This window comes from Bacillus sp. OTU530, from assembly GCF_038440375.1.
In genome coordinates this window covers 226,592-248,195 of the sequence record NZ_JASATP010000003.1, presented here as the reverse complement: position 1 = coordinate 248,195, position 21,604 = coordinate 226,592, and the positions used below count along the sequence as shown (strand labels likewise).

The 21,604-nt window shown below is 43.3% G+C and carries 16 protein-coding genes and 2 pseudogenes; all 18 read right to left on the bottom strand.

Translation table 11 applies throughout. The annotated features are described in order from the left end of the window. Window positions 1-119: 119 nt before the first annotated feature. The gene (locus tag AAHB12_RS03720; protein WP_342044325.1) at window positions 120-1,079 is read right to left on the bottom strand and encodes an ABC transporter permease; all 960 of its coding nucleotides are present in this window, start codon (window positions 1,077-1,079) and stop codon (window positions 120-122) included. Beyond that, on the bottom strand, window positions 1,080-2,138 hold the full coding sequence (locus tag AAHB12_RS03715) for an ABC transporter permease (RefSeq protein WP_129726744.1): 1,059 nt from the start codon (window positions 2,136-2,138) through the stop codon (window positions 1,080-1,082). Next, entirely contained in the window at window positions 2,131-3,669 is a 1,539-nt protein-coding gene (locus AAHB12_RS03710) for an ABC transporter ATP-binding protein (RefSeq protein ID WP_342044324.1), read from the bottom strand. The genes AAHB12_RS03715 and AAHB12_RS03710 overlap by 8 nt, the downstream gene beginning before the upstream one ends. 362 nt (window positions 3,670-4,031) lie before the next feature. Next, the gene (locus AAHB12_RS03705) at window positions 4,032-5,099 is read right to left on the bottom strand and encodes a BMP family lipoprotein (RefSeq protein ID WP_342044323.1); all 1,068 of its coding nucleotides are present in this window, start codon (window positions 5,097-5,099) and stop codon (window positions 4,032-4,034) included. 310 nt (window positions 5,100-5,409) lie between these two features. Continuing rightward, window positions 5,410-6,864, bottom strand: a pseudogene (locus AAHB12_RS31660) (DNA translocase FtsK); the annotation flags it as partial. 147 nt (window positions 6,865-7,011) lie between these two features. Next, window positions 7,012-7,770 (bottom strand): annotated as a pseudogene (locus AAHB12_RS31655) (cell division protein FtsK); the annotation flags it as partial. A gap of 395 nt (window positions 7,771-8,165) precedes the next feature. Beyond that, window positions 8,166-8,372 (bottom strand): YlzJ-like family protein, encoded by a 207-nt coding sequence (locus tag AAHB12_RS03695; protein WP_129726748.1) that lies wholly within the window; start codon window positions 8,370-8,372, stop codon window positions 8,166-8,168. Continuing rightward, window positions 8,369-9,112, bottom strand: a complete 744-nt coding sequence (locus tag AAHB12_RS03690) for a ClpP family protease (protein WP_129726749.1) — start codon at window positions 9,110-9,112, stop codon at window positions 8,369-8,371. The genes AAHB12_RS03695 and AAHB12_RS03690 overlap by 4 nt, the downstream gene beginning before the upstream one ends. Before the next feature lie 223 nt (window positions 9,113-9,335). Beyond that, entirely contained in the window at window positions 9,336-11,003 is a 1,668-nt protein-coding gene (locus tag AAHB12_RS03685) for a ribonuclease J (RefSeq protein ID WP_342044322.1), read from the bottom strand. Between the two features lie 358 nt (window positions 11,004-11,361). Next, window positions 11,362-12,243: a 4-hydroxy-tetrahydrodipicolinate synthase gene (gene dapA / locus AAHB12_RS03680; protein ID WP_129726751.1), complete on the bottom strand. Its 882-nt coding sequence runs from the start codon at window positions 12,241-12,243 to the stop codon at window positions 11,362-11,364. Window positions 12,244-12,254: 11 nt separating this feature from the next. Further along, window positions 12,255-13,487: an aspartate kinase gene (dapG, locus tag AAHB12_RS03675; protein WP_129726752.1), complete on the bottom strand. Its 1,233-nt coding sequence runs from the start codon at window positions 13,485-13,487 to the stop codon at window positions 12,255-12,257. A 19-nt stretch (window positions 13,488-13,506) separates the two neighbouring features. Further along, window positions 13,507-14,553 carry an aspartate-semialdehyde dehydrogenase gene (asd, locus tag AAHB12_RS03670; RefSeq protein WP_342044321.1) on the bottom strand — a complete coding sequence of 349 codons (1,047 nt, stop codon included), beginning with the start codon at window positions 14,551-14,553 and terminating at the stop codon, window positions 13,507-13,509. A 137-nt stretch (window positions 14,554-14,690) separates the two neighbouring features. Continuing rightward, window positions 14,691-15,290 carry a dipicolinate synthase subunit B gene (locus AAHB12_RS03665; RefSeq protein ID WP_129726754.1) on the bottom strand — a complete coding sequence of 200 codons (600 nt, stop codon included), beginning with the start codon at window positions 15,288-15,290 and terminating at the stop codon, window positions 14,691-14,693. Continuing rightward, entirely contained in the window at window positions 15,287-16,189 is a 903-nt protein-coding gene (gene dpaA, locus AAHB12_RS03660; protein WP_342044320.1) for a dipicolinic acid synthetase subunit A, read from the bottom strand. Before dpaA ends, AAHB12_RS03665 begins: the two co-directional genes overlap by 4 nt. A gap of 154 nt (window positions 16,190-16,343) precedes the next feature. Further along, on the bottom strand, window positions 16,344-16,589 hold the full coding sequence (locus tag AAHB12_RS03655; RefSeq protein WP_129726756.1) for a YlmC/YmxH family sporulation protein: 246 nt from the start codon (window positions 16,587-16,589) through the stop codon (window positions 16,344-16,346). A 59-nt stretch (window positions 16,590-16,648) separates the two neighbouring features. Beyond that, window positions 16,649-17,896: a M16 family metallopeptidase gene (locus AAHB12_RS03650; protein ID WP_129726757.1), complete on the bottom strand. Its 1,248-nt coding sequence runs from the start codon at window positions 17,894-17,896 to the stop codon at window positions 16,649-16,651. Window positions 17,897-17,992: 96 nt separating this feature from the next. Continuing rightward, window positions 17,993-18,850, bottom strand: a complete 858-nt coding sequence (locus tag AAHB12_RS03645; RefSeq protein ID WP_246040187.1) for a polysaccharide deacetylase family protein — start codon at window positions 18,848-18,850, stop codon at window positions 17,993-17,995. A 616-nt stretch (window positions 18,851-19,466) separates the two neighbouring features. Further along, window positions 19,467-21,596: a polyribonucleotide nucleotidyltransferase gene (gene pnp, locus AAHB12_RS03640; RefSeq protein ID WP_342044319.1), complete on the bottom strand. Its 2,130-nt coding sequence runs from the start codon at window positions 21,594-21,596 to the stop codon at window positions 19,467-19,469. Window positions 21,597-21,604: the final 8 nt, after the last annotated feature.

The following is a 21,604-nucleotide window of genomic DNA, read 5'->3' as shown; positions in this document are numbered from 1 at the left end:
GCAGAGGCGTAGTTGCACTTATACTTTATTTCTAAAATTTCTCACTACGTCGAATTGGCTCCTAGCTAGAAGCTTATCCCTCTTAAAGTATGATAAAAAGCCCGTCCATGGGCTTTTTATCATCTCTTTCCTTTTTCATACGGTACGCCAAGAGCTTTCGGTGCTTCCGCACGTCCAACAAAGCCAACAAGGGCAAGAATTGTGAATACATAAGGCAGGATTGTTAAAATCACGCTCGGAACACCTCTTAAAAACGGGATGGTCCCACCCGTAATAGCAAGTGATTGAGCAAAACCAAAAAACAAAGCGGCACCAAGCGCACCAATGGGATGCCATTTTCCAAAAATCATTGCAGCTAATGCAAGAAAGCCCTGTCCAGTAATCGTTCCGCCAGAAAAATTGCCGGAAATTGATGTAGCAAATACTGCACCTCCGACTCCTGCAAACATCCCGGAAATACATACAGCGGTATAACGCATTTTATACACATTAATTCCCATCGTATCCGCAGCCATCGGATGCTCCCCGACCGCTCGCAGACGCAAGCCAAACGGCGTCTTATAAATCATATACCATACAACAAAGGCAAGAATGATAGCAATATAGGATGTATACGGCACATCCGAGAAAAAGATTCTCCCGATAATCGGGATATCGGAAAGAATCGGGACATCCACCTTTTCAATGCGAAACTGAATAAAATCAGTTTGTCCCTTTCCAAAGATTTTCTTAATCGCAAACACCGTTAAGCCAAGAGCGAGAAAATTAATAGCAACACCGCTCACTGTCTGATCTGCTTTTAGTGTGATGGATGCGACCCCGTGAAGCAGCGCAAACAAGCCGCTGGCAATCGCTGCAACAATCAGTGACACCCATGGCGCTGCCGTCCCCCAGGTATCGCCCATTAAAAGTGTTGTAACGATTCCGATAAACGCACCAAACAGCATTAATCCCTCCAGTGCGATATTGACAACGCCGGATCGTTCGCTAAATACCCCGCCAAGCGCAGTAAAGATGAGCGGTGTTGCTGTATAAAGCGTTCCGGAAACAATAATCCCTAATAACTCCAAGAAGCTCATCTACTTCCCCTCCTTACTCAAACGGGAAAGCAACCAACGAAGGACGTAGCTGCTTGCCACAAAGAAAATAATAAAGGCGATGATCACATTAATGAGTTCGGATGGAACGTTAGCTGTAAAGTTCATTTGCGGCGCAGCACTTTTTAATCCGCCAAATAATAAAGCTGCAAGCAAAATACCAAAGGCGTTATTACCCCCAAGTAAAGCAACAGCAATCCCGTCAAATCCAATTCCCGTAAAGGAGGACATGGCAGTCATATTCTGAAAGGTGCCCAATCCTTCCATTGCTCCGCCAATCCCAGCAAATGCCCCTGCAATCGACATTGAAAGTACAATATTCCGGGAGACCTTCATCCCAGCGTATTGCGATGCATATGTATTAAACCCCACAGCTTTCAATTCATACCCAAGAGCTGTACGATCAATCAAAAACCACATCAGGACAGCCATAATAAGCGCAACAACAATGCCCCAGTGCAAGCGTGAGCCTCCTGTTATATTCGAAAGCATAGTAGATGCTAAGGAGGCCGTTTCCTGGATGTCGTAAGATTTTTCATTTCCGGCATCTAAAAAGCGTTTGATAAAATCATACGTGAGATACAAGGCAACATAATTCAGCATAATCGTCACAATGACTTCATTCACTTTAAATTTTCCCTTTAAAAATCCCGGAATAAATCCCCAGATTCCACCCGCAATCGCCGCTCCTAAAATAGAAAGGGGAATATGAAGGACACTTGGCAAATGCAGCGCATAACCAGCCCACACAGATGCGAACCACCCTACAAGAAGCTGCCCTTCGACACCGATATTAAACAGACCTGTGCGAAATGCAAATGCAACGGATAAGCCTGCCAGCACAAGCGGAATCATCGTACGAAGGGTCTCTCCAAATGCCCGGGGTGTTCCGACCATCCCTTCCCATAATGCACCGTACCCAGCAATAGGATCATAACCGCTTACCATCATCACAATTGCGCCGACAAGCAGACCAAATACAGCTGATACAATTGGTACTAACACTCCAATCATCCGGGGCGATAATGTAATTTTAGGCATCTTCCTTCACCCTCTCTCTCTGCTTGCCGCCAGCCATTAGTAATCCAAGCTCTTGTTCATCTGTTTGCTTAGCATCTACAATATCAACAATTTGTCCCTCATAGATAACCGCAATCCGATCGCTCACATTAATAACTTCATCCAACTCTAAGGAAATAAGCAATACTGCCTTGCCTTTATCACGCTGCTCAATGAGCTTTTTATGAATAAATTCAATGGCGCCAACATCAAGCCCCCGAGTTGGCTGCGCTGCGATTAACAATTCTGGATTACGATCCACCTCACGTGCGATAATAGCTTTTTGCTGATTTCCTCCAGACAAAGCGCGTGCAGGTGTATATTCACTCGGTGTGCGGACGTCGAATTGCTGAATCAGCATTTTTGCTTTCTCATACACCTTGTTAAAATTTAGAATGCCACCTTTTGAAAATGGCGGCTTATAGTAGGTTTGCAGCACCATATTGTCACCAATTGAAAAATCTAGTACAAGTCCGTGCTTATGACGATCCTGCGGAATATGCCCTACCCCTTCCTCTGTGATGCGGCGGGTCGGCCAATTTGTAATCTCTTTCCCGCTTAGCGTAATAGATCCTGACTCAACTTTTCGTAAGCCGGTAATGACTTCAATCAGCTCGCTTTGGCCATTGCCTTCTATCCCGGCAATGCCCATCACTTCTCCCGCACGAACGGTTAAGTCCAGCCCCTTTACAGCAGGGAGGCCGCGGGTATCATGCACAGTCAAATTACGGATGCTAAGCACATCCTGACTAGGCTTTGCGTCTGACTTTTCTGTTTTAAAGCTCACTTGACGCCCGACCATCAACTCTGCTAATTTGTCCTCATTTGTCTCCGCAATTGTCACTGTTCCAATTCCTTTTCCTTTGCGGATAATCGTACAACGGTTGCTTACCTCCATAATTTCCTTCAGTTTATGTGTAATGAGAACAATGGATTTTCCCTCATGCACGAGACGCTTCATAATAGCGATTAGTTCATGAATTTCCTGCGGAGTTAATACTGCCGTTGGTTCATCAAAAATCAAAATTTCTGCACCACGGTATAGCGTTTTTAAAATTTCCACACGTTGCTGCATCCCAACAGAAATGTCCTCAATTTTCGCATACGGATCTACCGCCAAGCCGTATTGCTCAGACAGCTTTTTAATTTCTAGCGCAGCATCTGCAATATTAATTTTGCCACCCTTCGTCGGTTCATTTCCGAGAATGATATTTTCTGTTACAGTGAAATTATGCACAAGCATAAAATGCTGGTGCACCATGCCAATTCCTAAATCGTTTGCAACGTTTGGACTTGTAATCTTAACCGGTTTTCCTTTCACCCGAATTTCGCCTTCCTCGGGCTGATACAAGCCAAACAACACATTCATTAGTGTGGATTTTCCGGCACCATTCTCTCCTAGCAGTGCGTGAATCTCACCCTTTTTCACTTGAAGTGTAATATTGTCATTTGCAACAATACCTGGAAAGATTTTGGTGATGCCATTCATTTCAATTACATACTCATAGCTCATAGCAAGACCTCCTCCATTGGAAGCTCCATATAGTGTATGGTAAAGAAAACTCGCCGATTGGCGAGCCCTGCTTTTGGGCGAAGACAGAGGCGTAGTTGCCCTTATACTTTGTTCCTAAAATTTCTAACTACGTCGAATCGGCCTCCAGCTAGAAATTTATACTTTCTTAAAGTGTAAAGAAAACCCGCTGATTGGTGAGCCTGCCCCCCGAGCGAAGACGGAGGCGTAGCCCTACTTACACTGTATTCCTAAAATTCCCCACTACGTCGAATTGACTTCTAGCTAGGAATTTATACTTTCTTACAGTGAAAATACATACGAAGGCTAGCTCTCTGAACTAACCCTCGCACTGCTTTTCTTCTCTACTTCTTTAAAGCAGCTTCATATACCTTATATTCTTCTTCCGTAGCTGGAACCTTGATTTCACCGTTCAAAATTTTCTTCGTGAATTCCTCTACCTTTGTTTGCGCATCTTGACTGACATTATCTTTTGTAGGTGCAATGCCTACTCCCTCTTCCTTGAGGCCAAACTCAAGCGTTTTCCCGCCCTCTAATTTGCCATCCTTCATTTCTTGAGCTACTTCAGCCACCGCTACATCAACGCGCTTGACCATAGAAGTTAATGTTACGTTTTCTGGCATGCCTTCTTGATGCTGATCACGGTCAACACCAATTACCCAGACCTTTGTGCCTTTTTTCGCACGATTTTTCGCCTCTGTAAATACGCCATTTCCAGTTGCGCCAGATGCATGATAAATAACATCCACACCTTGCCCATACATCGCCGATGCTAGAACAGAGCCTTTTTCCGGCTTATCGAACGCTTCCGCATACTCAGCGACAACCTCAATATTCGGATTCACTGCCTTTACTCCCGCTTTAAATCCATACTCAAACTTTTGAATGAGCGGACTTTTTGTTCCGCCGATAAAGCCGACCTTATTCGATTTTGTTGTTAGAGCCGCAACAACACCGACAAGAAAGGAACCTTCATTTTCCTTAAATGTAATGCTTGTGACATTCTTTTTGTCAATCACGCTGTCAACAATCGCAAATTGGTTGTTTGGAAATTGATCTGCTACCTTTTCAACAGCTTCCTGCATTAAGTAGCCGATACCAAATGTTAGGTTATAGTTGCCTTCAGCGAATTTTGTTAGGTTTGGCTCATATTCAGAATCGCGAGTAGACTGCAAATAACGGTAGTCTTCATTCTCTTTCAAACTGTTCTTTTTACCAAACTCTGTTAATCCCTCCCAAGCAGACTGGTTAAAAGATTTATCGTCCACCCCGCCAACATCTGTAACCATGCCAACTTTAAAACCACTGGTTTTTTTCGTATCGCCAGCTTCCTTATTAGCGTTACCGCAAGCCCCTAACATAGTGCTAGCAGCCAGTGTTAAAGATAAAAGTAGCCCTGCTTTTTTCTTCATCCTCTATGTCCCTCCTAGTTGATATAAAAGAAATGGATATATATATCATGTCCCTTTCTTTCCTTCATCTTCCTAAAAAGAACAAATAAAATTACAATGGTTTCATTTTTTGTAAAACAAATAAAAGGTACAAACAGGAGAAATGCAAAATTGCGTTTCTCTCGTTTGTACCTTTTTTACACTGTAGGAAAGGATAAATTCCCAGCTGGAAGTTCATTCGACGCAGTGGGGAATTTTAGGAATACAGTATAAGTAGGGCTACGCCTCTATCTTCGCCCAAGGACAGGGCTTGCCAATCGACGAGTTTTCTTTACGAACTTTTTTCTTGTACGTCCTTCACCAATACTTCGCGTGGCTTGCTTCCTTCATACGGACCAACAACTCCGTTCATTTCCATTGCGTCAATTAAACGGGCCGCACGCGTATAGCCAATCCGAAAGCGCCTTTGCAGCATAGAGACGGAAGCTGTTTGCATATCTACAACAAGTTGTACTGCCTCCTCATATAAATTATCCTCTACATCCTGCACACTCTCTGTTCCCTCTTTCGGGATCATATCCTCCTGATATTGCGCTTTTTGTTGTGATATGACATACTCCACAACTTTTTCGACTTCTTCATCAGATAAAAATGCACCTTGTACACGAATCGGTTTCGATGCCCCCACCGGAAGAAACAGCATGTCCCCGCGGCCAAGAAGCTTATCTGCTCCCCCTGTATCCAAAATGGTACGTGAATCAGTTTGCGATGAAACAGCAAAGGCGATCCTTGAGGGAATATTCGCTTTAATGACGCCCGTAATGACATCAACGGATGGACGCTGTGTTGCTAGTATTAAATGAATGCCGGCTGCACGTGCCATCTGGGCGAGACGCATAATGCTATCTTCCACATCTGAGGAAGCAACCATCATGAGATCAGCAAGCTCGTCCACAATTACAACAATATAAGGCAATGTTGGCTGCTTTGCATCCGCATGCTCATTATATTGGTTCACGTACTCATTATACCCTTCAATATTACGCGTTCCGCTATGAGCAAATAACTCGTAGCGTCTCTCCATTTCACTTACAACCTTTTTTAGTGCCTGTGATGCTTTTTTCGGATCTGTGACAACAGGTGCAAGCAGATGCGGCACACCATTATACATGTTCAGCTCTACCATTTTTGGATCGATCATCATCATTTTCACTTCATGCGGCTTTGTCCGCATCAAAATACTGATAATGATACCATTAATACAAACACTTTTTCCGCTGCCAGTTGCACCAGCAACAAGAAGATGCGGCATTTTATTAAGCCGTGCAACAACTGCCTCACCAGCAATATCACGGCCAAGACCAATCAATAGCTTCTCGTCCTGATGTTTGCTTGCTTTCCCTTCAAGAACCTCCCGCAGTGTGACCATTGCGATTTCCGAGTTTGGTACCTCGATACCAATTGCCGACTTCCCTGGAATAGGCGCCTCAATCCGTATATCCTTCGCAGCTAAAGCAAGTGCTAAATCATCACTTAAACTGACAATCTTACTAACCTTCACACCTGTCCCTGGATATACCTCATATTTTGTAACAGCCGGTCCCCTATGCACCTCTGTCACCTTAGCTTTCACACCAAAGCTTTTGAAGGTTTCTTCTAATATCTCAACATTTTCCTTTATTTTATCTGTATCATCAGCAATGCCCCGTTTGCTCGGCGATTTGAGCAAATCCAGCGACGGAATGGTATAATCCTTTGCTTCAACGTGCACAAACTGCAGGTTTGGCTCAGGAACAGCTATAACTGCTGGTTCTGCTGCGCCTTCCTCCTTCTGCGGCGTTGGAATGCCTAAATTAATCTTGATTGTCCGATTTTCCTCCTTTGGCGGTGCTGCTGGAGGCTCATCATCCTCCCCGTGCAAGGCATATGTATCATTAATAATAATAGGAGGCGTATCTTCTTCTTCATCCTCATCTGCTTGTTGCTCCATTATAGCTCTTTCATGACGCTCGCTTCTTGTTTTCGTAGCTTTCTTTTTCTCCGTTTTCTCCGCTGCTCGACTTTCCTTCCAACCTTTATAATCCTGACCAAATGCCGCTAGCTGTCCTCTGACAAGCATAAAAACCGGAGACAACACCTCGCCCAAATGCTTATTTGTAATACAAAGAAGACCAAGCACAATAAAAATCGCTCCAATAATGTAAGCTCCCATCGCATCAAATAAAAAATAACATGAGGCAAACATAAGCGCCCCGAGCATGCCTCCTCCTAGATCCTTAGAGCCAATTTCCCCTTTTGCTTCCATGAGGAACAAATCCTTCGTGTTCACAATAACAGACGGACTTGGAAGCTTTCCGTTGTTAGTTAGCATTTGAAACAATGTCACATGGCTGAACATTAAAATAGCCAGTACGATTAAATACACTCCAATCATACGTTTAGTCGCTAAATTCGGCCATTGCCGCTTTAGCACAAAATACACAGACAAACTGATTGCCCCAAGCAAGCCAATCATGTACCATTGGCCAAAGAAAAAGCGGAAAAACAAAACAAAAGCCTTTCCGATCACACCAAGCTGTAAAATTGTAATGAGAGAGAGCGCGAAAAGAGACAAACCGACAATCTCGTAGCGCATCGTTGGCCGCACTGATTGCCGTTCCTTCATTTTTTTACCTCTCTTTTGCTTTGTCATTTTTTCACCTCGAAACTTATTATACATAAAAAGCAGACACTGCTCGCCCTTGCTCCCGGCGTAAAACCCCCCGCGCACCAAAAACACACGGTTCGGGAAAAACTTATTCATAGAAGCTCTCCGTGTGTTCCTTGGCACACAAGGCGCTTTTTATCTTTTGTGCCGAAGGTTATTCCGGAGATCGGAGCAGGCCGTGGGAACTAGATAATTCCAAAAAAAGGAATACTTTCTTAATTTGGAACGGAAGAAAGCAGCCTTGTTGGCTGCTCCATCTGTCGTTTTTCTTTATATTATACTATATATTCCTTTTAAATTCCTGCTTTTTATCATTTCCCTACAGAAGACCCCCACTTCAAGCACATAATGAGCGTAGTCCGTTGGTAAGTGGGGCGAGTTCAATGAATGATCACTTTTTGCCCGGGCTGGTATTGTAAGTAATGCTGCGGATCACTGCTCAATATTCGTACAACCTTATACTCGTTATCAGGCGTTGCCTCCACAACCAAATCGCAACCGCCGCAATTTACAAGCCTTTGCTTTGTAAATACTGTCTCATCTACTGGGTATAAGACTTCTTCCGGCAGGATTGTATATAAAATCATTGCAGCAGTCCCCCTCCTTCTTGGGGCTGCACACGGCTGTCAATCATTTCATTTAACTTGCGGAGGGCAGGACCTATTCCTCCCACCTCATCGATGAGACCGTATTTAACGGCATCAATCCCCACAACATTCGTGCCAATATCACGTGTTAAATTCCCCTTCGCAAACATAAGCTCTTTGAATCGATCTTCCGTCACCTTTGAATTCTTAGTGACAAACCGAATGACACGTTCCTGCATCTTATCCAGATATTCGAACGTTTGCGGAACGCCAATCACCAAGCCCGTTAAGCGGATTGGATGAATCGTCATTGTCGCTGTTTCTGCAATAAAGGAATAATTTGTAGAGACGGCGATCGGAACACCGATGGAATGTCCTCCTCCCAGTACGATAGAAACAGTGGGCTTAGATAGAGAGGCAATCATTTCAGAAATGGCGAGACCTGCCTCCACGTCTCCCCCTACTGTATTTAATAAAATAAGCAATCCTTCAATTTTTGGATTTTGCTCGATGGCAACAATTTGCGGAATAACATGTTCATATTTTGTCGTTTTATTTTGAGGAGGGAGCTGTACATGTCCCTCAATTTGTCCAACAATTGTTAAGCAGTGAATGCGGGATTCATTTAGCTGCGGGACATTTGTTTGTCCAAGCTGCTGTATTTTTTCCACAATGCTATCTTTTACTTCTTCTTTTTTTTCCGTTCCTTCTTGGTTTATTATGTATTCGCGATCTGCCATAATCCTGCTCCTTTCGCCATTATACAAGTAGTATTTGTTACATTCCGTTTTTCATGCGGAGAAAGGACATGCATATGAAGTCAATATCGAATCTATAGGTGAGAAGGGTCATCCCGCTATCCAAAAACAAAGCGCTCCTGCCGGGAGCGCTTTGTTTTTATTTTAAGATAAGAAAGTATAACTTTTCGGGGCGATGTCTTCGCCAATCAGCGAGTCTGCTTTATTAGACTTCCATGATGATCGGTAAAATCATTGGCTTTCGCTTCGTTCTCTCAAATAAGAATTGACTGAGAGAGTCACGAATATTTTGTTTTAATGTAGACCATTCAATAGCGTATTCCCGAATGGATTGCTCAATAATTTCCTTCACTAGCCTCGCAGAACCATCAATAAGCTGTTCAGACTCTCGTACATATACAAAGCCGCGCGAAATGATCTCTGGGCCAGATACAATTGTTTTTGCTTCCTTGCTAAGCGTAATAACAACTACAAGGATGCCATCCTGAGAGAGCAGCTTCCGATCACGCAATACGATATTACCAACGTCCCCAACACCAAGACCATCAATTAACACATTACCAGCTTGTACCTTCGTTCCAGCTTTCGCTCTACCTTCCTTGAACTCGATAACCTCGCCTTTTTCTACAATAAAAGTACGGTGAGGTGAAATACCAGTAGCAGATGCAAGCTTCGCATGTGCCTTTTGCATACGGAATTCCCCATGTACGGGAATGAAATATTTCGGCTTCATAATATTTAACATTAACTTTAATTCTTCTTGACTTGCATGACCCGATACGTGAATTTTCTTTTCGCCGTAATATATAACATTAGCGCCAGCACGAAACAGCAGGTCAATCGTCTTGGACACAGATATTTCATTCCCCGGAATCGGACTAGCTGCAATAATCACTGTATCACCTTTTCGAATGGCTACTTGTTTGTGTGCATTTTTAGCCATTCGTGAGAGTGCTGCCATCGGTTCTCCCTGACTGCCTGTTGTTAAAACTGCTATCTTACACTCTGGATAATTATCAATATCCTGCAGTGAAATTAACATGTCGTCTGGAATATGCAAGTAACCAAGATTGCGAGCAATATCCACAACCTTCACCATGCTTCGGCCCACGACTGCTACCTTCCGATCATTTTCAAAGGCTGCATCAAATACTTGCTGAAGGCGGTGAACATTTGATGCAAAGGAAGCAACAATAATCCGCCCCTCCGCATTATGAAATTCTTTTGAAATCTCTACACCTACTGATCTTTCAGAGCCGGTAAAGCCAGGACGCTCCGCATTTGTGCTGTCCGACAATAAACATAGCACACCCTCGTTACCGATTTGTGCCATCTTTCCAATGTCAGCGCCATATACGTCCACAGGAGTTTGATCAAATTTAAAATCACCTGTATAAACAATCGAACCTTGTGAGGTATGAACACATATCCCGACTGCATCAGGAATGCTATGCGTCACACGGAAAAATGAAACTTGTGCGGTTTCAAATTCCAAAACAGAATTTGCATCTATAGTTTTTAATGTTACACGTCCAAGCAATCCTGCCTCGCTCAATTTATCTTCAACTAATGCTAATGTTAAGCGTGTACCGTAAACCGGAACAGGTAGCTTTCTTAGTACGTATGAAACACCACCAATATGATCTTCGTGACCGTGCGTTAAGAAAATCCCTTTTACTCGTTCCTTATTTTCCTGCAAATACGTGATATCAGGGATTACAATATCAATTCCGAACATCTCTTCCTCTGGAAACATCAATCCAGCGTCTACGACAAAAATATCCGAATCTACTTCAATAACATACATGTTCTTGCCAATTTCCCCTACTCCACCTAGGGCGAATACTTTAATTTTTTCTGTCTCTTTCCTCACCTTTTAACCTCCAAATTTTGTTAAGTATACCCGTACTAAGTCACTTAGAGATATTATACCTGATACAAGAAATAGAATACAAGTTAATTTCTAGCAATGAACAGGGTTTTAACAGATCCCGCAACATGCCCGAACCGATAAAGAAAACTCGCCAATTGGCGAGCCCTACTTATACTTTATTCCTAACATTTCTCGCTACGTCGAATTGGCATCGAGCTAGAAATTTATCCTTTCTTAAAGTGTAATAAAAACGAAAAGAAGCTAATCACCTACCGCTATATGTAGGTAATTAGCTTCCTTTTCTTCTCAAGCCGACTTTTTCAGCATCTTTGCAGCATAAAAACAAGTTGTGTTTTCTTTATTGACGCGGAATCGACTGAACGATTTGTGACAATTGCTTTTGCTCGCTTTCACTTAAAGGAGCGAGCGGCAAACGTACAGATCCAGCGTCTGTTCCGAGCATTTGCATTGCTGCTTTAACAGCAGTTGGATTTGGAGCCATAAACAGCGCCTTTGTAATGCGCAGTACAAATTGATGAAGACGCTGCGCCTTTTTCGTGTCACCGCTTCGGAAAGCAGCAATCATCGCCTGTATATCATTGCCGATTACATGAGCAGCAACGGAAATAACACCATTTGCGCCAACTGCAAGTGCTGGCAACGTTAAGCCGTCATCACCGCTGTAAACAGCAAAGTTTTCATCCGTTCTCTCAATAATTTCTGTCATCGCCAAAACGTCACCAGATGCATCCTTTAGCGCCATAACGTTTGGCAGCTGTGATAAACGAACGATTGTATCAACCGTCACATTTATGGAGGTACGTCCTGGGATATTATAAAGCATAACAGGAAGCTTCGTGCTCTCAGCAATCGTTTTGAAATGCTGATACAGTCCTTCTTGATTTGGCTTATTGTAGTACGGCGCCACAAGCATTACCGCATCTACACCTGTTTCTTCCGCTTTCTTCGTTAATTCAATTGAAGCTTGTGTGTTATTATTGCCCGTTCCAGCGACAACCGGAATTCTTCCTTTCACTACCTCTACAACATGGCGAAATAGCGCTAGCTTTTCGTCTGTTGTTAAGGTTGGGGATTCTCCGGTCGTCCCCGCTACTACAAGGGCTGTTGTTCCGTTATCGATTAAATATTCCACTAATTGCGTTGTTTTCGCGAGGTCAAGACGCCCATCTTGATCAAACGGCGTCACCATCGCAGTCGCAACTGCTCCAAAATCGATCATGCTCTCACTCCTTAATGTTCCACTTGCTTTGCTTCCGCTAATTGAAAGGCGCCGTGCAGAGCATTTACAGCCTCCACTAAATCGCTTTCCTTGACGAGCACCCAAATGGTCGTATAACTGTCGGCTGATTGTAAAATTTGAATCCCTTTCTCTGACAACGCCGTTACAATTTTGGACGTTACGCCGGGGACACCTGTAATACCAGCACCAACAATAGATACCTTTGCACATCGACGCGCAACAAGTGGCTCATAGCCGATGGCGCGCAGCACAGTAACGGCACGATCTGCTAAATCATCGCTCACTGTGTAGGCAACGCCTGTCGGAGAAATATTAATAAAGTCTACACTAATTCCTTCATTCGCCATTTCCTTGAACACTTGCGCATGCAAATCGTACGGGCCATCCTTAGCGAGCACCTTGATCTGTGTTACATTTGGTACGTGTGCAATTCCCGTTACAAGACGTTCTTGAACATCTCTCCCCTTCACTGCACCTCCATATGCTGTAACAAGCGTTCCAACACCGTCAGAATAAGTGGAACGAACACGGATGGGCACCTTTGCATGCATCGCAATTTCAACAGCTCGCGGGTGTATGACCTTCGCCCCCTGATACGCCATATTACAAATTTCATTGTATGTCACCACATCGAGCGGTCTTGCATCCTGTACAATACGTGGATCAGCGGTCATCACACCCTCTACATCTGTAAAAATGTCAATATATTCCACCTGGAGTGCCACTCCGAGAGCAGAAGCAGATGTGTCGCTGCCACCGCGTCCGAGCGTTGTCGGGTCACCGGTTTTCGTTTGTCCTTGAAAACCGGTGACAACTACGACATCAAACTCGCGCAACGTCTTCAATAAGCGGTCGCACTTCATTTCTATAATCTTTGCATTTGTAAAATCATCATTTGTGACAAAACCGGCCTGCGCTCCGGTAAAAGCAGAGGCGTTAATCCCATTCTCGTTTAACATGTTGGAAAACACGACAGCAGAAATTATCTCGCCACAGGATAAGAGAAGATCTTGCTCACGTTTAGAAATACGGGAGTTCTTATCCTTCACTAAGCTAAGAAGCGTGTCGGTTGCATACGGCTCTCCTTTTCGACCCATTGCCGATACAACTACAACAACCTTGTATCCTTCCTCTAATGCCCTTGCGATATGTTTGAACGCATGCTTTCTGCCGTTTTCATCGCGTACAGATGTACCGCCGAATTTTTGCACAATAATTTTCATGTTTGCACCCTCTTTGATGTTACACTAATCCTAGTTTCACCAATCGTTCTGCAATTTGAACTGAGTTCCAAGCGGCACCTTTTAACAAATTATCAGATACAACCCAAAGATGGAAGCCTTTGTCATTATTCAAATCTTTACGGATGCGGCCAACAAATACCTCGTTTTTGCCTGTTGCATCAAGAGGTGTTGGGTACAGCTGCTCCGCTGGATTATCTTGAAGCACAACGCCTTCTGCGCTCGCTAAAAGAGTACGAAGATCTTCCACTGTTACTCCGTCCTGTTCTACTTCAATATATAAAGACTCAGAATGTCCCGATACAACTGGGAGACGTACGCAAGTTGCTGCGACTTCTAATTCTGGCATATGCATAATTTTTTTCGTTTCATTAATCATTTTCATTTCTTCATAAGTAAAGCCATTGTCCGTAAATTTATCAATTTGCGGAATTGCGTTGAACGCGATTGGATAATGTTTATCCAAGGCCTTCACAGGCAAGATGTTTGCTTCTGGAGTTTCTCCATTGAGCATCGCTTGCGCTTGTGTTTTCAATTCTTCGATTGCAGTCACACCTGCACCAGACACCGCTTGGTATGTTGATACAATTACACGGCCTAATCCGTATGCTTGGCGAATCGGCTCAAGTGCTACAACCATTTGAATTGTAGAGCAGTTTGGATTTGCGATGATGCCGTTATGCTCAAGCAAATCTTTTTCATTTACTTCCGGCACTACAAGCGGTGTGTTTGCATCCATACGGAACGCGCTTGTGTTATCAACAACAATGGCACCGCGCTTTGCCGCTTCCGGCGCAAGCTCTAAAGATACAGACCCACCTGCGCTAAATAAAGCGATATCCACTCCTTCAAAGCTCTCTGGAGTTGCTTCTTGGATTGTAAATTCTTCACCTTTAAATACTAGCTTCTTGCCCGCCGAACGTTTTGAAGATAAAAGTGTTAACTTTCCGATTGGAAAGTTGCGGTTTTCTAAAGTTTTTAACATTTGTTCTCCAACTGCGCCGGTTGCTCCGACTACAGCAACATGAAAAGCTTGTTTCTTTGTCATGACTAGACCCCTTTCAGCACTACTTGCTTGCAAAAAGATGGAGCCTATTGTCGTCTCCATCTTTATTAGAACAATTTTACCATACTTGTTGCAAAGTCATGAGATTTTTTTTTGAAAATTGTTGCGTTTTTTGAGTATTAATTCATATAACGGAATTTTTCTACAATTACTGGTTGGAATTGCTTTCCTTCTATGGAAGAAACAACTGTATCACGAAGCAGTTCCATACGAGCAACCATTGAATTCGGCTTTTTCTCTGGCGCATCCTGCCCAAATGGAACAAAATAAATATTTTTTGTTGCCATCAAACGCATAAGATTTACACCATTTAGTCCGAGGGCATCATTCGTTGAAATCGCAAGCACAACCGGCTTGCAATTGCGCAATGTTGCTTTTATTGCCATAAGCACCGGGGAATCTGTCATCGCATTGGCAAGCTTGCTCATGGAGTTTCCTGTCATCGGAGCAACGACCATGCAATCAAGCGGAAGCTTAGGACCAAGGGGCTCAGCTCCTACAATACTGTCAATCACCGGAAATCCCGTAATTTCTTCGATTTTCCGAACCCATTCTTCTCCTTCTCCAAAACGGGTATTTGTTGATTTTAAGGTATAGGAAACAACAGGCCGCACCTCTGCCCCCTCATCGACAAGCTGCTGCAAATAGGGCATAACTTCTGCATACGTACAATGGGATCCTGTAAATCCAAACCCAATGCGTTTTCCTTTTAAACTCATTTGCCATTCTCCTTTCTTACCTTTAAATCCTCTGTGAATAAGGAGGATAGTACATTTGCAAGAATTTGCCCCGCAGTTTTCGGTGCAACAATACCTGGAAGGCCTGGTGCCAAAAAGGCCTTGACGCCCCTTTTCTCAGCATAGCGAAAATCAGTCCCGCCCGGCTTTGATGCTAAGTCGACAATCAGTGTATGCGCTGGCATCTTTGCAATCACACTTGCCGTTACGATAAGATGCGGAATCGTATTAATTACGATATCAACATCATGCACTTCTTTCTCTAAATCCTGCATCTGAAACGGTGTAAATGTCATTTCTGTAATGCGGGCAATGTGCTCAGAGCGGCGTGCCCCCACTTTCACATGTGCTCCTAGCGCTTGAAACGTACGCGCTACACTCATTCCTGTTCTTCCAAAGCCAAGCACCATTACCTTCGAACCATGTATTGTATAATCGGTATGCTGAATTACCATCATAATGGTGCCTTCTACGGTTGGAATCGAGTTATAAATAGCCACGTCATCGCGCTCAAATAACTTAACGAGCTTTCTTTGGCAGGACGAAGCCAAGTTATCTAAGTAAGCATTGCTAATCCCAGAATATATAGTGAAATGCGGCGACGTTCTTTCTATTTGTTCTTTTGTCAGCACTACTTTCTCGTTTGAAAAAATTGTATCAATTCCGCCTTCTGTATTTGTCCCGGCTACCGGTAAAACCACTGCATCTAACGAGGCGAAGTCCAATTCGTGCATGTGTTCCTTAGAAGCTCCCGTAAATCCATGATCCAACTGATCGAAGCCGACTAATGACAACTTTGCATCCAATTCAATTAGCTTTCGGATGACCTCAAGCTGTCTCGCATCTCCTCCTATCACAGCTATATGCATGTCAGTTAACATATTCCGCTTCACCTTCTTTTTCAGCTAATCTATATAAGCAAATCGCCTAACTCTTTAGTTTCCTCCACATCATATGTATCGTACAAGAGTAAGGTGATTGTATAGCAGGAAAAAGAACATGAAAAAAGACGGCTATCGGGCCGCCTCTCATACACTATTCCTGATAATCTGATAAATCAAAAATAATCATGTCCTGCCCAACCTTTTTCAAGCGGCTCCAAGAAACACGCGTCTCCTGTTGTGAACGTTTGAATGCATTCCACTTACCAAGTGGAATAATCAGAGCTTGAATCTTTCCATCCTGTTCATCAATTTCTAAATCCGCATGCCCAAGTATCCCCATCCGCTCTGCACGCTCTAAATCGACAATCTCCTTTCCGCTTAACTCACTTAACCTCATTTTTCTCACCCCCGTCTACTTACTACGTATTCGGACAACTAAAAAAAAATACCTACAAGTTAAGACTTGTAGGTAATACCTTTTGGAAGCGTTCCTGTCGGGCTAATAAGCGCCGCAGAAAATTCGTCCGTAAAGGTGCTGCGAATAAGTTGATCCACATGTTCTTTAGTCACACTGTTTACGCTCTCAATAATCTCATCAAGAGATCGGTGTTTTTTCAACAGCAGCTCATTTTTACCGTTTCGGCTCATGCGGCTGTTCGTGCTCTCAAGGCTGAGCATTAAACTCCCCTTCAGCTGCTCCTTGCTATTGCGAAGCTCCTTCTCTGTAATCCCGGTACCCTTGAGCTTATCGAGCGTTTGTCCAATCGTTTCATATAGGGTTTCAAGCTGCTGGTTTCCTGTACCTGCGTAAATCGTTAGCATCCCTGTATCTTCATAAGAAGAGTGGTAGGAGAAAACGGAATACGCTAACCCGCGCTGTTCACGCACTTCTTGAAATAAACGGCTGCTCATGCTTCCTCCCAAAACATTGTTCAGCACGATAAAGCTGTATACATCCTCAGACCCAATGCTCAGCCCTTTATATCCTAAGCATAAGTGAGCCTGTTCCGTTTCCTTCTTGCGGGATACACGATTTGTATGAAATTGCGGCTTATGTACAGATTGACGGTTTGTCACTCCCTCATAACCACCGAAGTAGGATTCTACTGTTTGCATGAATGATTCATCTACATTACCAGCAATTGAAATTACAACATTTTCGGGCGTATAATGATCTTTTATGTATTGGCGAAGCGTATCACCAGTAAATGTGGCTAACGTCTCCTCTGTTCCCAAAATCGGATACGCAAGCGGATGGGATTCATATGTTGCCTTTGTCAGCAAATCATGCACGATATCATCTGGTGTATCTTCATACATTTTGATTTCTTCATATACAACATTTCTTTCCTTTTCGAGTTCTTCCTCCACAAATGTTGAATTGAAAAACATATCTGCTAAAATCTCAAGCGCATACTTAGCATGCTCATCCAATACCTTTGCGTAATAGCACGTATATTCCTTTGAAGTAAACGCATTGACTTGTCCGCCGATGCTATCAAAGGATTCGGCAATATCCCGCGCTGTGCGTGTTGTTGTCCCTTTAAAAAACATATGCTCTAAAAAGTGAGAGATGCCGTTGTTTTTCTCATTTTCATTGCGCGAACCCGTATGAATCCACACACCGATGGCAACGGAACGAACGGTAGGGATATGTTCAAATACAATTCTTACACCGTTTTTACAAGTATATTTATTAATCAAGTGCCATCCTCCTATAGTTCAATTTTGCTCTTGCTAGAAATATGGTGCTATCATTTAATCATATCAATTTTATAAAGCTCTGTCATGTAAATCTGTTTAATCTATTCGTTTTTCATCAAGCAGCATGGATACGCTTCCGATTTTATATCCTTTTTTCTTTAATTGTACAATGAGTGTATCAAGAGAACGCGCAGTAGGCGAGGTAGGATGCATCAAAACAATAGCACCTGGATGCACTTTTGTAAGTACACGATTCAATAATACGCTTGGCTCAGGCCGCTGCCAGTCAATTGTATCTACCGTCCACATAATCGTTCCCATTCCATGCTTGGCAGCAAGTGTTACAACCTCATCACGAAAACTGCCGCTTGGGGGTGCAAACCAACGCACCTGTTGATTTGTTGTTACTTCGATCATAGCATTTGTTTTCGTTAACTGCTCCTCAATCGCTCTCGCCGATAGTGTTTTCATATTCGGATGCGTATATGAATGATTCCCTACCTCTTGGTCTGCTTCTGCAATCATTTTTGCAAGACTTGGATTCTCCTTCACCCAGCGTCCCTCTAAAAAAAAGGTGGCTTTTACATTATGCTTTTTTAATGTTTCTAACATATTCGGGAGATATTCATTTCCCCATGCGACATTAATCGTAAGAGCTACCATTTTTTTCTCAGGATGCCCCCGGTAAACCGGTGCGGGTGATAAATCCTGTAAATGTACCTTTGGAGGCACCTCTTCAAAAACAAGTTTATTTTTATCAAATACACCTTGCTTTTCCATATTCCTATATGAGGCCTGTACATCAACAATACGGCCGTTATAGCCCGGCACTGCCTTCCATATCTTATCGATCTTTGCGTCGTCAGCAGGAATATTGTATTCCTTTGCTTTTTGCGCAATCTCTTCATACAAAGGTGCTTGCAATTTAGCAGCCTGTACAGCCTCCATTTTCATATCCTGTAAATAATGAGCTGTATATGGATTTTGAACTGATATGTAGACAAGCGCAACTAGACAGAAAAAAGCGGCAATGCGATATAGCTGTTTCCTCATCCGTTATACCTCCTCCTCACACACTATGTATACTTCTTTCACAGTAGAACAAAAACGCGGACATGTCTCGTGTTGCCCGTAAACAGGATCCTCTTACCTAGTAAGAGTTTTTTCAGCGAGGTTTGTCCCTACAGCGAGCAGGTCAAGAATCCTTCATCGCTCTCTAGCATGGCCCCTTTCTTATTGTATAAAAAAAGGCCACAGGTTATCCCGTGGCTGCTGAAAAAGTACTTGTTTTGCGTAAGAAGCAAGTTCGTTAGTTATACACAGATAGAGAAAACTCGCCGATTGACAAGCCTTGCCCTTAGGTGAAGACAGAGACGTAGTTGCCCTTATACTTTATTCCTAAAATTTCTAACTACGTCGAACTGTCTTCCTGCTAGAAATTTATACTTTCTTAAAATGTAAAGTGAAAGTGAAAAGAAGCTAACCTCCTGCATATTTGTAGGCGGTTAGCTTCTTTTTCTTTTGAAAGGAATATTTCAGATGCTCTTGTTACCTGAGGATCTGCTTATCCTTATTCCTGCGTTTGCTGTTCTCTTTCTCTTTGTTCTCTCTGCTCTTTTAGGAGCACTTTACGGGATAAATTCACACGGCCTTGCTTATCAATTTCAATAACCTTGACAAGAACCTCATCACCGATTGCGACAACGTCCTCTACTTTAGGAACGCGCTCCTCTGCCAATTCGGAAATATGAACAAGACCATCTTTTCCACTGAACAGTTCCACAAATGCACCGAACTTTTCAATGCGTTTGACTTTGCCTAAGTAGATTTGACCAACCTCTACTTCACGCACAATATCTTCGATGATTTTCTTCGCTTTTTGATTCATCTCTTCATTTGTTGAAGCAATGAACACTGTACCATCTTGTTCAATATCAATTTTCACGCCAGTTTCTTCGATGATCTTATTGATTTGCTTTCCGCTTGGTCCAATGACATCGCGAATTTTATCTGGATTAATCGTCATCGTTAAAATTTTTGGTGCATATTGTGACAGCTGTATGCGTGGCTCATTAATAACAGAAAGCATATGCTCTAGGATTTGCATGCGGCCAACCTTCGCTTGCTGCAGCGCTTCCTCTAAAATTTCACGAGATAAGCCTTCAATTTTAATGTCCATTTGCAATGCAGTTACACCTTTTGCAGTTCCTGCTACCTTAAAGTCCATATCACCAAGGTGGTCTTCCATACCTTGAATGTCTGTTAACACTGTGTAATGCTCTCCGGACTGCACAAGCCCCATTGCAATCCCTGCCACTGGCGCCTTAATCGGAACACCTGCATCCATCATCGCAAGTGTGCTTGCACAAATACTTGCTTGTGATGTAGAGCCATTTGATTCCAATACCTCAGACACAAGGCGAACTGTATATGGGAAATCCTTTTCAGACGGCAGCACTGCTTCTAACGCCCGCTCTCCTAGAGCACCATGACCAATTTCACGACGGCCCGGCCCACGTAATGGACCCGTTTCCCCAACGCTGAAGGATGGGAAGTTATAGTGGTGCATGAAGCGCTTAGACTCTTCAATCCCTAAGCCATCCAAAATCTGCACATCACCTAAAGCACCTAATGTACAAATGCTAAGTGCCTGTGTTTGCCCGCGCGTAAATAATCCAGAGCCATGTGTACGCGGAAGAATTCCTACTTGAGAAGCTAACGGACGGATTTCATCCACCTTACGGCCGTCTGGGCGAACTTTTTCTACCGTGATCAGACGACGTACCTCACCCTTGACAATTTTATATAGAGTTTCACTAACTTGTCCCAATGTTTCAGGTGTTGCTTCATTTTCTTCATAATGCGCAAGAATGCGTTTTTTCACTTCATTGATTGCTTCTTCGCGCGCATGCTTTTCATGCACTTGAATAGCTGCAACCATGTCAGCCTCTGCCATTTGTCGAACCTCTTCTTCTAAAGAAGCATCTACTTCATACAAAGTAACTGCGAGCTTCTCCTTACCAACCGCTTGAACAACTTCCTCCTGGAAGGCAATGAGACGCTTGATTTCGTTATGTCCAAACATAATGGCTTCTAGCATCACTTCTTCAGGCACCTCGTCTGCACCTGCTTCTACCATGTTAATGGCATCCTTCGTTCCCGCTACCACAAGGTGAATGTCACTTTGCTCTGCCTGCTCAACGCTTGGATTGATAATAAATTCACCATTGATGCGGCCAACGATCACACCGGCAATTGGTCCCTCAAACGGAATATCTGAAATAGAAAGCGCTAAAGAAGATCCAACCATTGCAGCGATTTCGGAAGAACAATCTTGGTCCACGCTGACAACTATGCTGATAACCTGCACTTCGTTACGGAAACCGTCTGCGAACAATGGACGAATTGGACGGTCGATCAGACGACTAGCCAAAATGGCTTTCTCACTCGGACGGCCTTCCCGTTTAATAAAGCCTCCGGGAATTTTCCCTACTGCGTATAAGCGTTCTTCATAGTTCACGGTTAATGGAAAGAAACTCACATTTTTTGGTTCTTTTGAAGCTGTTGCTGTAGATAATACAACGGTATCACCGTATCTTACAAGAACAGCGCCATTTGCTTGCTTCGCAAGCTGTCCCGTCTCAATTACGAGCGGACGCCCTGCTAAATCTATGGAAAAGACTTGCTTTTCTTGAGCCATTAAAGTAC